Source organism: Chlamydia muridarum str. Nigg, from assembly GCF_000006685.1.
In the GTDB taxonomy this organism is placed as follows: Bacteria; Chlamydiota; Chlamydiia; order Chlamydiales; family Chlamydiaceae; genus Chlamydia; species Chlamydia muridarum.
This window is the reverse complement of sequence record NC_002620.2, coordinates 986,526-1,001,576: the sequence shown is the minus strand read 5'-3', so window position 1 is coordinate 1,001,576 and position 15,051 is coordinate 986,526. Positions and strand designations below refer to the sequence as shown.

The window sequence follows — 15,051 nt, the reverse complement described above, 5'->3', positions numbered from 1 at the left end:
TAATAGGTTGGAGATACTTAGTGTCATTGTCCTCTTCTCGGATTCGGTTGTTAGATAGTGCAACAGTTAACCAGATTGCTGCTGGTGAAGTTATAGAAAATGCGGCTTCTGTGGTTAAGGAATTGATAGAGAACGCATTGGATGCTGGTGCGGATGAAATTAGTATTGAAACCCTTGGTGGTGGTAAGGGGCAGATTGTCGTTCGAGACAATGGAATAGGCATGGATGCAGATGAGGTGGCCGTAGCTATCCAGCGTCATGCAACATCGAAAATTTCTCATTTTGCTGACATTTTTTCTCTTGCAAGTTTCGGCTTTCGAGGGGAGGCTTTACCAGCCATAGCCTCTATTTCTAAGATGGAAATTCATACAGCTAAAGTAAATGGATTGGGATCTAAGACTTTGATCGAAAAGGGGGAGCCAGTTTGTTGCGAAGCATGTCCTAGACAGCCAGGAACTACCATTTCAGTAAATTCCCTTTTCTATAACGTTCCTATGAGGCAGTCTTTTCAAAAATCTCCGCAAATGGATCGGTTAGCTATTCGTCGATTACTAGAAAATAGCATTCTATCTACAGAAGGAATTAAATGGACTTGGATTAGTGAGCGGCGTCAAGAGTTAAATATTGCTAAAAATCAAGGTTTTACAGAACGCGTGGCTTTGGTGATGGGGGAAGCTTTTGTTAACGAGGCATTCCTTATTGATAAACGACAGAATGAGCTCCATTTAACAGGATTTTTAGGATCTCCGAGTATGCATCGGTCCACAAGACAGGGCCAGCGGTTATTTATCAATAACCGTGCTGTGGAATCTTCTTTCATATCCAGAAAGGTAGCAGAAGCCTATGCTTGGATGCTCCCAGCACAGCGGTATCCTGCGTTTGTGTTAAAACTCTCCGTCCCCCCTATGTGGTGTGATTTTAATGTGCATCCTCAAAAAACAGAGGTTCGATTATTACAAGAAGGACAAATAGGGGCTCTTCTTGTAGAGGCGATCTCCGAAGTATTATTACATCGATCTCCGTCTTTAGAAGAGAAGATGGTAGAGCCTACTATGGAGAGCCCTTTAATCGAGAATGGAGGATTAGAAATCCCATCGATTCGACCTGTAGCAATCTCTACGCCGCTCTCTTGCCCAAATTTTCTCCAACAGTCTTTTGTGGAAACAGAAGCAAATAGGGCTTTATGTAAAGAGCAAGAAAACCTTGCTCTCCCTATTATTGAGAGGGTGCGTTTTCTTGCTTCTTTAGGAAAAGTGATCTTAGTAGAAGATTCCGAAGGGGTGCATGCCTTATTTGTACAGGCTGCTCGTAAGCACTTATTTTATATTTCTTTATTATCTAAACGTTCGGATTCTCTTTTAGCTTGTCAGATGTTTCTTGTCCCTCCAACTGTACAAATGACTAAGTTGGAAGCCGATTTTTTACAGACTCGACTGGAATCACTCGCTGCACAGGGAATAGAACTATGCCGCATTAGTCCGGATAGTTTTGCAATAGAAAGTGCGCCTCCTTTTATTCAAGAAGAGGAATTAAAAGAGTGGATTATTTCTTTAGCTCATGAGGGAGCTTTTCAGGTGAATGAGTCTTTTGAACAGCTTGTTGAAAATACTGTTCAGAAATTGGCTTTTTCTAAAAATACGCGAGCCTTCGATCATTCTTGGATCAATGTATTATGGCAAATAGGAAAACCTGAAAAAGCATTTGACGGGGAGACAATACGTCGGTTAGTTTTGGAGGAGGACTTTATGTAGGAGAGGGGAATGAATCAAAATCCGATCACGCGACTACAACACTTATTATCAGGTTATGCTCTTGATGCTTTTCTAATAGAGAAAGACGAGGATATTAGTTATTTTCTACAAGATCAGGCTAAATCCGGAGCTTTACTGGTCTCTAGTGATGAAGTGGTGTTTTTTGTTTCTCCTCTAGATCGGGATCTTTATGCGCACATACAGGATGTTTCGCTAGTTTTTTGTTCCAAAAATATAGATCAACACTTGTTTGCATACATTGAAGAAAAGGGATTAAAAACCATCGGGTTCGATAGCGAATATACTTCTTATGGAACTGCGCAAAAACGCATGAGAAGTGGTCTGACGTTTTCCCCTCAAAGTTTAGTTACAGAGAAGCTGCGCTGTGTGAAGAGCCCGAATGAAATTCAAAAGATGATGCGTGCAGCAGAAATTGGTTCCGCAGGATATGACTTTGTGCTAGCGGCGCTACGTCCCGGTATTACGGAAAAAGAGCTGGTACGGTTGCTTCATGTTTTTTGGGCTAATCTTGGCATAGAGAAGCTCTCTTTCCCTCCCATTATTGCGTTTGGAGAGAACGCGGCTTTCCCACATGCGATTCCTACAAATCGATCTTTGAAAAAAGGGGACGTGGTTTTGATCGATATTGGTGTTTGCTACGAAGGATATTGTTCGGATATGACCCGAACGGTTGCTTTCGGGGAAGCTCCAGAACAGCAGCTATTGGATGGATACCTCGCTGTAGCGGAAGCGCAACGTCGATCCATAGAGTTGTGTCGAGAGGGGGTCTCCTGTCGAGCTGTCCATGAAGAGGCTGTGCGCGTTTTGCGGGAATATGGAATGGAAAAAGCATTTATTCATGGATTAGGGCATGGTGTAGGTAGAGAGGTGCATGAATACCCTCGTTTGTCGCTTTTTTCCGATGCGGAATTGCAATTAAATATGGCCGTGACTGTGGAGCCCGGTGTCTATTTCCCTGGCGTTGGGGGAATTCGCATTGAAGACACAATCGTGATAGGTATTAATGAAAATTTAAATTTAACAAATCGCAAAGTCTCCCCAGAGATAATTATCATTTAATTTCATATAAAAGCCGTTTTTTATTTTAAAAATATAAAAACGGCTTTTTCTTGTTTTTTGTAAAAATTGATTTTTTTTCTCAAATCAGTTACTTTATATAATTCTTTTTTGTTTCTTTGTTGTTATGCGCCGACTTTGTTTCTTTTTTCATCAATGGATAAGGGGCGCCGCTCTACTGGGCGCGATCTCCGGAGTAAGCTATCCTCTCATTGCGGAGGAATCGCTTCCAGCTTACTCAGGAGCGTGGGTGCTGCAGGACTTTTCCATAGAGGAGGAGCTTCCTGATTTGCGAAATCAGATCCTATTCCTCGGTTGTAATAAGCGGCCTGACGCGCAAGGAGACAAATTTTTTCTAGAATTAGCTTTTACACATGAAATTCAAGAATTTTCTTTAAAGGAGAAGGTTTTTCTTCGACAAGGCTTAGATGAAAAGGAGTTGGCTTTTAGTTATGAGCCAACTCCTTTGTGGTTGGAGTGTCGTCCTACTGTGGATGGGCGTTCTATTGAGGTCTCTGTTCGTATGACAGGTGTTTTAAGAGAGGTCATCGCTTCTCCTAAGGAACATGCTCGATTCTCCTTATCAATAGCTCCAAAATTTTCTCAAACTTGGGAGATTGGAGGGGTGCGTGTAGAGCCAAGTATCGCTGTAAAACAGAGAATACGCTGCATAGGAGGGGATAAGTTTTTGCTGATGCATGGGGGAGCGGATTATGCCGTGCAGGCAGCAAAAGATCGAGTGGATTTTGAGTCTTTATCTGGCGAGCCTTATAGCCAGTATTTGGCTGTTGGGGATGTGCTTGTGTGGGATAAGGATCGCTGGGTCTCCTATGGAGCCTTCTCAGGAGATGGGACAAAGGTTCCTCTCCTTGAGGTAAAGCGAATAGATGAGCGGATGATGGTAATCGAGCTGTGGAGTGTTGATGGGTTAATGAGCCAGCAAATTACATTAGTGAAGCAGGTCCCTTCTCCTATTGAAATAGCAGAGTTAGTCAAAGAATTTTCGTTCGTAGGTATGCGTACGTGGTCTCGTCCCATTATTACCGCGGGGAGAGACCGGTTGGTTCTTTCTGCCGATGATTGGGTGATCTATACAGGCAAGCATTGGGAGCGGATGACTTCAAAAAGCCAGTTAGAAGAGTACCTATCAGGCAAGCTGCGTAGTCCTCTTTTAATTTTTGAGAAAATTGATAAAGAGGGTGGGGAGTTTGTTTTCAAGGGACATATATTTAATGCTCAGCGAACCATTGTTGAAGCGGTCTCCTTGCCACTAAAGCAGGTAAGTGAGATGGCGCCGCAGGTGCATGTAGTAGGACGGGAGAGCGGGGATAAAAATGCTCGTGTAGGGGGAGGATCTTAAGTGAAGAATGTTTTGCGCTATGGTTTCATAGGAGCGTTCTGTTTTGGGAGTTTAGATATTCCGGTGTTTTCCATCACCGTTGCGGAAAAATTAGCTTCCATAGAAGGAAAAACAGAAGCTCAGGCTCCTCTTGCTCACATTTCTTCCTTTAACTCCGAGTTAAAGGAAGCGAATGCTCTACTCAAGTCTTTATATGATGAAGCTTTATCTTTACGATCTCTAGGAGAAACTTCTCAAGAAGTTTGGAACGATTTACGGGATCGTTTGATCAGCGCGAAACAACGGGTGCGGGCGTTAGAAGATCTATGGTCGGCAGAGGTCTCAGAGAAAGGGGGTGATCCTGAAGATTATGCTCTTTGGAATCATCCTGAGACTACTATTTACAACCTTGTTAGCGATTATGGTGATGAACAAAGTATTTACTTGATCCCTCAAAATGTGGGGGCAATGCGAATAACAGCCATGTCAAAGTTGGTTGTGCCTAAAGAGGGATTTGAAGAGTGTTTATCGTTGCTTTTGGCTCGTTTAGGTATTGGGGTGAGACAGGTGAGCCCCTGGATCAAAGAGCTCTATTTAACGAGTAAGGAAGAGACTGGAGTAGTAGGTATCTTTGGAGCTAGACAAGACCTCGATGTTCTGCCTTCAACCGCTCATATTGCTTTTGTTCTTTCTTCTAAAAATTTAGACGCACGATCTGATGTACAAGCTTTGCGGAAGTTTGCAAACAGCGATACCATGTTGATTGATTTTATCGGCGGGAAAATTTGGCTGTTTGGAGTGGTTCATGAAATCACTGAGCTTCTCAAAATTTATGAATTTTTACAGTCAGATAATATTCGACAAGAGCATCGGATAGTATCTTTGTCTAAGATAGACCCTTTCGAAATGTTAGCTATTTTGAAAGCAGCTTTTCGAGAAGATTTAGCTAAAGAAGGGGAAGATTCTGCGGGCGTAGGATTAAAAGTTGTTCCCTTGCAGAATCATGGACGCTCTCTTTTCTTAAGTGGAGCTCTTCCTATAGTTCAAAAGGCGATCGATCTCATTCGCGAGTTGGAAGAAGGAATAGAGAATCCTACAGATAAAACAGTGTTTTGGTATAACGTCAAACACTCAGATCCTCAAGAGCTTGCAGCTTTGCTCTCTCAAGTTCATGATATTTTTTCAAGCGGTTCGGGGATAGCGGGAAGTCAGGATACTAGCGTATCTGCTAATAAGTCTGGGGCAGCCTCGAATGGATTAGCTGTGCAGATAGATACGTCTATCGGGGGAACCTCGAAGGAAGGCTCCACCAAATATGGGAGCTTTATTGCCGACTCTAAGACCGGAACTTTGATTATGGTCATTGAGAAAGAGGCTCTTCCAAAAATTAAGATGTTATTGAAAAAACTCGATGTGCCGAAAAAAATGGTTCGTATAGAGGTCTTGCTTTTCGAAAGAAAACTATCGAGCCAGCGTAAATCGGGGTTAAATCTATTACGTTTAGGAGAAGAGGTTTGTAAACAGGGGACTCAAGCAGTTTCTTGGGCAAATGGTGGAATTTTAGAATTCTTGTTTAAGGGAGGAGCAAAGGGGATTGTCCCTAGTTATGACTTTGCTTATCAATTCCTTATGGCTCAAGAAGATGTGCGCATTAATGCGAGCCCTTCTGTAGTAACGATGAACCAAACCCCAGCTAGAATTGCGATTGTGGAAGAAATGTCGATAGCAGTTTCTTCAGAGAAAGACAAAGCGCAATATAATCGAGCTCAGTACGGGATTATGATTAAGATCCTGCCGGTAATTAATATTGGGGAGGAAGATGGGAAGAGTTTCATCACTCTAGAAACAGATATTACGTTTGATTCAACAGGGAAAAATCAAGCAGATCGTCCTGATGTTACTCGAAGAAATATTACAAATAAGGTGCGAATTCAGGATGGGGAAACTGTAATCATTGGGGGATTGCGGTGTAATCAAACTATGGATTCTCGAGATGGGATTCCTTTCTTAGGAGAATTGCCAGGAATAGGCAAATTATTTGGCATGGATGCCACTTCGGATTCACAGACAGAGATGTTTATGTTTATTACTCCAAAGATTTTGGATAATCCTGTTGAGGAAGAAGAAAAGTTGGAATGTGCCTTTCTAGCTTCTCGTCCTGGTGAGAATGAGGATTTTCTAAGAGCTGTAGTGTCAGGTCAGCAGGCTGCTAAACAGGCTATGGAGAAAAAAGAGTCTATCGCATGGAGAGAAGAAACTCATAGTTTGCGGGAAGGAGTGGAGTACGATGGCCGAGAATAAGTGTTCCATGCAAGATCTTTTAGATCGCCTTCCTTACTCCTTTTTAAAGAAAAATTATCTGCTGCCTATAGATGACTTAGGGGATAAGATCGTATTGGCGAGGCATCTGAAAAAGACTCCTTTGGAGGCTTTGGATGAAGTGCGGTTGATTATGCAGAAACCCCTTACCATAGTTTCTAAGGAAGAAACAGAAATTATTCACGGATTGCAAAAGCTTTATAGCGATAAGGAGGGGAAGGCCTCTGAAATGCTACTCTCTATGCAAGATGGAGAGGCTCAAGAATCTGAAAGTGACACGACTGAACTTCTTGAGAGCCAAGAGGATAGTGCGCCTGTTGTTCGATTACTAAATTTGATTCTTAAAGAAGCTATTGAAGAGCGGGCTTCGGATATTCATTTTGAGCCAGTAGAGGATCTACTGCGTATTCGTTACCGTATTGATGGGGTTCTTCATGATCGTCATGCTCCTCCCAATCATCTCAGAACGGCTCTCATTACTCGTATTAAGGTGTTGGCTAAACTTGACATAGCCGAACATCGTTTACCTCAAGATGGGCGCATTAAGTTGCAGTTGGGGGGGCAAGAGATTGATATGCGTGTCAGTACAGTCCCTGTGATTCATGGGGAACGGGTAGTATTGCGTATATTAGATAAGCGTAATGTGATTTTGGACATACGAGGGTTGTGTATGCTTCCCAAAATGGAAGCTTCTTTTAGAAAAGCAATTAGTGTCCCTGAAGGTATTTTGTTGGTTACAGGTCCTACAGGAAGCGGGAAGACCACAACGTTATATAGTGTTTTACAACATCTGTCCGGGCCTTTTACGAATATTATGACTATTGAAGATCCTCCGGAGTATAAGCTCCCTGGGATTGCTCAAATTGCTGTAAAACCTAAGATAGGGCTTACCTTTTCCAGAGGGCTTCGTCATTTGTTAAGGCAGGATCCGGATGTTCTTATGGTTGGAGAAATTCGTGATCAAGAAACTGCAGAGATTGCAATTCAAGCAGCTTTAACAGGGCATTTAGTTGTTACTACTCTTCATACTAATGATGCTGTATCCGCGATACCACGTCTTTTAGATATGGGGGTCGAGTCTTATTTATTGTCTGCAACCATGATAGGAGCTGTTGCTCAACGACTAGTTCGTAGGATTTGCAAGCATTGTAAAGAAATATGTGAAGCAGATGTACAAGAACGAGCTTTGCTAAAGGCGTTAGGAAAAGACCCTTATGCTCCTTTGTATAAAGGTCGCGGGTGTTCCCAATGTTTTCGTTCAGGATACAAAGGGAGACAGGGGATTTATGAGTTTGTCGATATTACGACGACCCTTCGCTCTGAAATTGCATTAGGGAAGCCTTATCATGTTTTGCGAGGCGTAGCAGAGCAAGAGGGATATCGGCCTTTGCTTGAGCATGGAGTAGAACTAGCTCTTGCAGGAGAGACGACTCTCTCTGAAGTTTTACGTGTCGCTAAACGGTCAGAATAGCAGGAGGAGGGGATATGGCTAGATTTCTATGCACATATCTTGACCAGAAAGAGAAAAAACGACGCTCTTTTGTAGAGGCTTTTCATCAACAAGAGGCCAGAGAACTCCTTATGTCTCAGGGAGCTCGGATTTTGGATATTCGCAAAGTTCGTGAAAGAAACTATCGAGTCCCTACGTCTGAGTTAGTTATTTTTACAAAGCAGTTATCCTTGCTATTACGTTCAGGGGTTTCTTTATACGATTCCCTAGCTTCTTTGCGAGATCAGTATCAAGGGCGTGCTTTGGCAGGGATTCTTACATCTCTAATGGAGGCTTTACGTTCCGGAGGAGTGTTTTCAGAGGCTTTGGCTAAATACCCCACAATTTTCGATTCTTTTTATCAAAACAGCGTGCGTTCTGGAGAGAGCGTTGGTAATTTAGAAGGGGCCTTAGTGAATATCACTAAGGTATTGGAAGAGAAAGAGAAATTATCCAAAAATATTTCAGCTGCATTAAGTTATCCAGCAATCTTGTTGGTATTTTCATGTGCGGTGATCGTGTTTTTCTTGGTGGGAGTCATTCCTTCTTTAAAAGAGAGTTTTGAAGATATAGAGACGACAGGGCTTACAAAAATCGTTTTTTCGTGCAGCGAATGGTTTTGTAAGTATCAGTTTTTCCTCCTGATAGGGGGAGTTATTGGGGGAGGGGCTTTTCGCACAATTTGGAAGAAGCAGATCGGAAGAAAGACTATAGAAGGGTTAGTAAAAAACATCCCTATCTTACGCAACTTCATCATTAAAATAGGCTTTTGTCGCTTCTGCTCAGTAGCTTCTGCCGTTTTGCAGGGGGGAGGAAATCTAATTGAGGCTCTTAAGTTGGGTTGTGGGGCTATTCCTCAAGATTTTTTACGAGAAGAATTGCAGACAGTGATTCAAGCAGTCATTCGAGGAGGGTCTTTGAGTCGGGAGTTATCGCGCTATTCTTGGACCCCCAAATTGGTTACAGGGATGGTTGCCCTAGGAGAGGAATCTGGGGATCTTTCCGTGGTATTCGCGCATATTGCGCAAATTTATAACGAAGATATTCAAAGGGTTTTAGCTTGGTTAACGGCCTGGTGTCAGCCCATTGTTCTGGTGTTGTTAGGAGGGTTTATTGGATTGATTATGTTATCCATTCTTCTTCCGTTAACAAGTGGTATTCAAACGTTTTAACTATAGGGGGAAACTGTGGGGAAAACAAAAAAAAGAAAGCAATCCATCACGTTAATTGAAATGATGGTGGTTATTACTCTCATTGGCATCATCAGTGGGGCTTTGGCTTTTAATATGCGAGGAAGTCTACAAAAAGGAAAGGTCTTCCAAACGGAGCAAAATTGTGCTCGCGTCTATGATGTTCTTATGATGGAGTACGCTTCCGGAAATTTGTCTCTGAAGGAGGTTATTGCGAACAAGGAGACCCTTTTAGACAATTCTGCTTGGTGTAAGGAAGGCAAGAAGCTTCTTAAAGATGCCTGGGGAGAGGATCTCATTGTCAAAATGAATGACAGGGGAGATGACATTGTTGTGTTATCTAAGAAATTAAAAAGTGAACAGCGAGGATAAGAAGAAGAATGGCCTTCAAGAGAAAACGCAGTTTTTTATTGATGGAGGTGCTTCTTTCTCTTTCCCTTCTTTGCACGGTATTGATTCCTAGTGTGGTTTTCTACACGCGGATAACCCGCTCATTTGAAGGGGATATTTTTCGCTTACAACTGCCCGCATTGGTTGATCATTGTTTTTTTGCTGTAGAGGATAAGGTTATTCAGCAGATGGAAATGGGGACTTTTTCTCTTCAAGGGGAGGGGGAGCTGATCGGGGTCTATTTGTATACGAGTAGGGGGGAGCCTATCACAGTCCCCTACACCTATACTATAGCTATTCGACAGGAGAAACGTGATGCGGAGGGCCTACTCTTGTGCTCCCTGGATGCTACGGTAGATATATTCCCGGGGCAAAAACAGGGAGCCACTGTGCAGAGGTGCTTATGTTTAGAAAGATAAAAGGGAAACGTTCGTTTCTACTTTCGGAATTTTTAGTAGCTTGCGTGCTCATTAGCCTACTGCTCGGCTCTTTAGGGTATTGGACTCGTCGGATATGGGTATCTCATAAAGAGAAAGCACATATCTATAGAACGTTTCTGCATGACGGAAAAATGTATCGGCTGCTCAGAGATATTTTTCTATCAACTACCTCTATAGAAGAAGGGCAAGAGCTGGTCTTTTCTTTTGATCGAGGAGTGTATGTTGATCCAGATTTAGCAGGTCTTGTTCAAGGGAAACTCCTTTACGATCCCAATGATCAAGAGCTTTCTTTAGTGATATCTAGCGAAAGAATGGAGGGGCGTCAGGAAACGTTTCCATTGTGGAAACAAGTGCTTTCTGTAGAATGGAGAGTTCTTCGGCAGCAGGAATTAGGTAGGAGAACAGATAGGGTGTATTTGACGTTGGTAAGGAAATCAGGGGCTTTACCACCAAGAACTCTTTCTTATGTTTTTGCAGTAGGTGGGTAGAGCACATGCATTTTCTGTTCACATTACTATGCTTAACTTCATTACTGACTGTAGTATCATTTGATGCCGCTGGGGCACGTAAGAGAGTCGCCTATTCTAAGCTGTTGGAAAGGGAAGAAGTTGTATTTTCTGCTCAGCAGTCTGCTATTTCCGAAGTAGTTTATAGGGACAAACATAAACGATTATCCCCTCAGATGAAAAAGGAAGAGATTTGTTTGCAAGAAAAGGAACGGGATAGTGTAACCGTTCGACAGAAGCGTTATCGTTTATTAGAGGTGCCTTTTTCTCGTCCTCCTAATAATTCCAGATTCAATTTATATTCTTTGCTTAAAGAATCACCTGAAGATTATGGGGATACTTATTCGGCATATTCCATTTTTTCGCGATTGCTACATACGTTATATGTTCAGACCGGGATCATTCCTCAAGGGGCAGAGGATCGAGTGATTCGGGCGTTGCTTGATCAGAAGGATATAATTATTACTCGTGCCCGGGAACAGGGGGCCGATAGTATAGAAACCTTAGTGCTCCCTTCTGAAGAAGCAGGGTGGTTGTATGCGATGTTAAAGGGGACTAAAACTTCTCGGTCTTTACTGCACTTTTTGCATTATGAGGAGAAGAACACGAATAAGGGTAGATTAAATCTACTATTTGCAGATCCGGTTATTCTTCAGGCGTTTGTGAGCGATCCCAGAGCTTATGCAGAATTAGAGCATGTGCGTCAAGAAGTGTGGGCAAGCGCTCGACAACAGGAACTTGCCGTTAAGACTTACGGTCAAGCCGCTGCGTTAGAATTTTTTAAAACAAGGACAGATTTTCGTACGGAATTACAGGATAAGACGCAGGTGATTCTCCATCGATATGACTTGCTGGTTTTGCTTAATAAAAAGGTTTTTGATTACACGTTGGGAACTGCGGGGGATTATATTTTTGTCCTAGATCCAGAAAATGGGGGAGGGGGCAGAAGTCGTTGCGTTTCAAGAAGAAAAACTAATTAAATGGTTTTTTGTGTTTATATTTAAATTATCTTTTGATAATTGTTTAATACGAGATTAGTTTAATAAAAAGAAAAAAATCAGGTATGGCTTATGGCGGACGAGATACAAAAAGAGGGCTCCTCACAAGAACCATCGTCCTCTAAGTTTGGTTCATTCAAACAAAAAGTACGTGATTTGCACGCTAGTCCCAAAGTTGGGGGGATGAAGAGATTTTTATCTCATCATGCTTGCGAGGCAATTAGTGGGGCTTTAATTGTTTTTGGGATTATAGCTAACTGTGTATCTTGGGTTGGGGGATTATTCGTTGCTTCTGGGGTAGTCCTTGGTTTTTACTCCGAGATTCTATCTGTACTGCAAAACCTTCAAAGCTATTATGCTAAGAATGGGCCTATCAAAAATGCTTTAGTCTGTGGGGTTTCTCTTTACTGGCTAATAAAGGCTCCTTCTTTTGTGCTTTCGTTTATCGTGCTTTGTATCATTGTAGTGCTGCTTGCTCAAGGGCAACGCAAAGATACAACTCATCACGATGGATAAAAGTTAGGATTTTTTAAGGACACAAATTTTTCATCTAAAGGCTAAACTCCCTCTTTTGTAAGGAGGGAGTTTCTTTTTGCCGAAAAATCCTCTCCATATCAAAGCACTTTAGGAGGATGAGCTCCAAAGAGCATAACAGGGATTTCTTTAAACCATGCTAAAGTGAAATAATCGATTTGTTTCACAATGAACCACCAGGCTAGGGTTAGAAATAGCAGGCCTAGAAAAGCTTTAAGAGCAGAAAGTAAATAGATCACCTGTACTTGAGGAGCCATTCGGTTGATGATTCCTAAGAATAAATCGGACATAAGCATAGCCACTGCTGCAGGAGCGCTTAACTGTATGGTCATAATCAGACATAATTGACACATCTTTAATATAGCGATCCATATAGGAGCTCGTAATGACATCATCTCTTCAGGGAAGACAGCATGAATAGGGATGACCTCAAGTGACTGTAAAAGCACGGATAGGATAATACGATGTCCTCCAACCAGCCAGAAAACTATAGTCACGAAATAATGGTAAAAAATTCCGTGAGGGGAAGTTTGTTCTATAGATACAAGAGAGGTTGCTCCCTCTAATCCTTGTATCCCTTGTTGGTTAGTAATAAAGGACCCTGCAGATTGGGCTGCATAAAAAGGAAAGGAAAATAAGAACCCAATTAACACTCCAATCACAATCTCTTTAATTAGAAGAATATAAAAGATATCTAGATCTTGATAATGAGCAATTGTCGTGTCTTGTATCACTTTGGGAAAGATTACTCCCATCCAAGAAAATGCGATGCCGATTTTAATAGGTGAGGGAAAGAGTTTGGCTCCTAGGAAAGGAACGAGTGCAAGTATGGATAACATGCGAGCGGAAAGTAGAAGGAAAACGGTCCAAACGTAATCAGCAGGCTTCTGGAATATATAATCGATATAGGAAGACCCTAGTCCAGAAAGAACATCAGGTAGAGTGGCCATGGCGATCTACTTCCACTTGTAAAAATTTGTAAAAATTTGAGCCGCAAATCGTAAAATCATACTACACAACCATCCGCCTGTAATCATAAGCGTTCCGAAAATAACGACTAACTTAATGGCAAAGGCAAATGTTTGCTCTTGAATCTGTGTTGCCGCTTGAAAAATGGCCACCATAATCCCAACAATAGAGGCCAAAATGATTGGAGGAGCAGAAATGATTAGAATTAACAAGAGGGCTTCATATGAATATTCAAACAGCATGGATTTGAAACTTGTTGCAAGCATCAGCATAGGGAAGTCTCTTATTTAAAACTAATCATCAATCCTTCGAGTAGTAAGGTCCATCCATCTACCATGACCACAAGAAGAAGCTTAAGAGGAAGAGAGATGGACAGTGGAGAAAGCATCATCATCTGCATAGCAACCAAAACGTTTGCGGTTACCAAATCGATGACAAAGAAAGGCAAATAAATCAAAACCCCAATTTCAAAAGCATTCTTAATTTGGCCCATGATGAAAGCAGGAATGACGACTACAAAATCAGAAGGGGTCAATTGTTGGCGAAGTTCCGGAGGGAATGTTTTCTGTGAAATTTTATAAAAACTTTGAATTTGTGGTTTAGGGGTGTTGTTAATTAGGAAAGAACGAAGAGGTTCTTTCGATTTATTTAAGGCAACAAATACCGTTTCCGCCCCCTCTGCAGAAAAAAGGTCTCGAGGAACGGCATCAGATTCAATGCCTTTTTTAGCGTCGTTATACATAGCCATTCCAGTAGGGAACATGACATAGATAGACAGAATCAAGGCAATCCCGTTGAGGACTTGGCTAGGAGGAGTTTGTTGTACTCCCAAGGCATTTCTGAGTAGGACTAACGTGATAATAATCTTCAGATAGGAGGTCAGAAGCATAACCAGAAAGGGAGAAAGCGCAAGGAATAATATAATAACCGCTTGTGTGGTTAAATCTGGATACGTGTCTGAAAAGGCTCCGGAAGAAAGATCTTCTTGAGAAGCAAGGAGATCCTGAGCTTCTACTGGTTGTCTGTAAGATGGACAGCGAAAGGGGGGGGGTGGGGTTCCTGGAGAATCCTGAATCTCCTGTTGAGGAGTAGCCCCACATGGTCGGCAAGAAGAGGATCCCTGTACTTTAGAACAGGAAGCATCAGAACAGACGTTGGAAAAGCCCTGGGGAGCACTAAGTACGCATAGAAAGAAGAAAATTCGACAAATCAATCGCATAAAATCAAATACCTAGCCTTCTTTGCTTTGAGTCTGATCGGTTGAAAAGGTTTCTGTAGGTTGTTTTTGTTTCAAGGCAGCGGAGAAAGCTTGTTCTAAGGCGGCTAGTTGCACATCAAGCTGAGCATTCACGATGCCAGTCTCAGTCTCAATAATGCATCCTCCGGGGGACACACTAGCTTTAGGAGAGAGTAAAAGCACATCAGCATATTCTACGAGTTTTTTTAACTCTGGGCGATGTTGCTCGACAATGGCAAGATCCTGGGGATTTATATGAATCACGATCCGCTTGTTTTGTGTGAGCTCTTTTAAAGACTCTGAAATGATAGATACTACGGTCTCAGGTTTTGTTTCTAATTCCTTACCGATAATTTTCTTCACACTTGCAATAGCTAAAGGCACGAGAGAGGATTTGATTTGGTCTCGCATAGCCTGTGTTTCTGTAATGAGAAAGGCGAGCTGTTTGCTCCAAGCCTCACTCCCTTCTTGAAATCCCTGATTTTTTGCTTCTGCTCGGAGATTTGCACATTCTTCATGCGTATGCTGTGTGTAAGCATCGCAATCTTCTTGTGTTTTTTCTAGAAGTTCTTGGGCATTTAACACGGTAGTATAGGCGTCTGGAGAGAGAACTTTTTTATTCGGGACGACCTCTTGGTCTTTAAATATTAAACTGAAAAATTTCATCCTTTTGACGAGGTGGGGATCCTTTGGCAAAGCCAACAGGCAGGGAACCTCGCTCCTTTGCTCGTTACTTTATTCCCAACGCGATGAGGTATGTCCTTATTATGGGTAGCCGGACAAGGATCTCATTCTTTTTTACACAGGGACCG

At 42.2% G+C, this 15,051-nt stretch carries 15 protein-coding genes; 11 read left to right on the top strand and 4 right to left on the bottom strand.

The genetic code is table 11. The features are described from left to right. Positions 1-20: 20 nt before the first annotated feature. The 11 genes from mutL to TC_RS04335 all read left to right on the top strand — a co-directional run bounded on the left by mutL (position 21) and on the right by TC_RS04335 (position 12,015). A complete protein-coding gene (gene mutL / locus TC_RS04385; RefSeq protein WP_010231782.1) occupies positions 21-1,751 on the top strand; it encodes a DNA mismatch repair endonuclease MutL in 1,731 nt (576 codons plus the stop codon). 9 nt (positions 1,752-1,760) lie between these two features. Then, positions 1,761-2,831, top strand: coding sequence for a M24 family metallopeptidase (locus TC_RS04380; RefSeq protein ID WP_010231780.1), 1,071 nt, complete (start codon positions 1,761-1,763; stop codon positions 2,829-2,831). 124 nt (positions 2,832-2,955) lie between these two features. After that, positions 2,956-4,188, top strand: a complete 1,233-nt coding sequence (locus TC_RS04375) for a hypothetical protein (RefSeq protein ID WP_010231779.1) — start codon at positions 2,956-2,958, stop codon at positions 4,186-4,188. Then, the gene (locus TC_RS04370) at positions 4,189-6,468 is read left to right on the top strand and encodes a type II secretion system protein GspD (RefSeq protein WP_010231778.1); all 2,280 of its coding nucleotides are present in this window, start codon (positions 4,189-4,191) and stop codon (positions 6,466-6,468) included. Then, complete coding sequence (locus TC_RS04365) at positions 6,455-7,957, top strand: GspE/PulE family protein (protein WP_010231776.1); 1,503 nt, start codon at positions 6,455-6,457, stop codon at positions 7,955-7,957. Before TC_RS04370 ends, TC_RS04365 begins: the two co-directional genes overlap by 14 nt. A gap of 14 nt (positions 7,958-7,971) precedes the next feature. Continuing rightward, the gene (locus TC_RS04360; protein WP_010231774.1) at positions 7,972-9,147 is read left to right on the top strand and encodes a type II secretion system F family protein; all 1,176 of its coding nucleotides are present in this window, start codon (positions 7,972-7,974) and stop codon (positions 9,145-9,147) included. Between the two features lie 15 nt (positions 9,148-9,162). Then, positions 9,163-9,537 carry a type II secretion system protein gene (locus TC_RS04355; protein ID WP_010904415.1) on the top strand — a complete coding sequence of 125 codons (375 nt, stop codon included), beginning with the start codon at positions 9,163-9,165 and terminating at the stop codon, positions 9,535-9,537. Between the two features lie 8 nt (positions 9,538-9,545). After that, the gene (locus TC_RS04350) at positions 9,546-9,974 is read left to right on the top strand and encodes a membrane protein (RefSeq protein ID WP_010231770.1); all 429 of its coding nucleotides are present in this window, start codon (positions 9,546-9,548) and stop codon (positions 9,972-9,974) included. Then, entirely contained in the window at positions 9,959-10,483 is a 525-nt protein-coding gene (locus tag TC_RS04345; RefSeq protein ID WP_010231767.1) for a DUF1494 domain-containing protein, read from the top strand. The genes TC_RS04350 and TC_RS04345 overlap by 16 nt, the downstream gene beginning before the upstream one ends. A 5-nt stretch (positions 10,484-10,488) precedes the next feature. Continuing rightward, positions 10,489-11,481: a hypothetical protein gene (locus TC_RS04340; protein ID WP_010231763.1), complete on the top strand. Its 993-nt coding sequence runs from the start codon at positions 10,489-10,491 to the stop codon at positions 11,479-11,481. Between the two features lie 90 nt (positions 11,482-11,571). Then, positions 11,572-12,015 (top strand): hypothetical protein, encoded by a 444-nt coding sequence (locus tag TC_RS04335; RefSeq protein ID WP_010231760.1) that lies wholly within the window; start codon positions 11,572-11,574, stop codon positions 12,013-12,015. Positions 12,016-12,113: 98 nt separating this feature from the next. On the opposite strand, the gene TC_RS04330 is transcribed toward TC_RS04335, so the two are convergent. The 4 genes from TC_RS04330 to TC_RS04315 are packed head-to-tail and all read right to left on the bottom strand — an operon-like array spanning position 12,114 to position 14,905. After that, positions 12,114-12,983, bottom strand: a complete 870-nt coding sequence (locus tag TC_RS04330) for an EscT/YscT/HrcT family type III secretion system export apparatus protein (protein WP_010231757.1) — start codon at positions 12,981-12,983, stop codon at positions 12,114-12,116. Positions 12,984-12,989: 6 nt separating this feature from the next. After that, complete coding sequence (gene cdsS, locus TC_RS04325; protein ID WP_010231754.1) at positions 12,990-13,274, bottom strand: SctS family type III secretion system export apparatus subunit CdsS; 285 nt, start codon at positions 13,272-13,274, stop codon at positions 12,990-12,992. Between the two features lie 11 nt (positions 13,275-13,285). After that, complete coding sequence (gene sctR / locus TC_RS04840) at positions 13,286-14,221, bottom strand: type III secretion system export apparatus subunit SctR (protein WP_010232273.1); 936 nt, start codon at positions 14,219-14,221, stop codon at positions 13,286-13,288. A 12-nt stretch (positions 14,222-14,233) separates the two neighbouring features. Continuing rightward, positions 14,234-14,905: an HrpE/YscL family type III secretion apparatus protein gene (locus tag TC_RS04315; RefSeq protein ID WP_010231750.1), complete on the bottom strand. Its 672-nt coding sequence runs from the start codon at positions 14,903-14,905 to the stop codon at positions 14,234-14,236. Positions 14,906-15,051 lie beyond the last annotated feature (146 nt).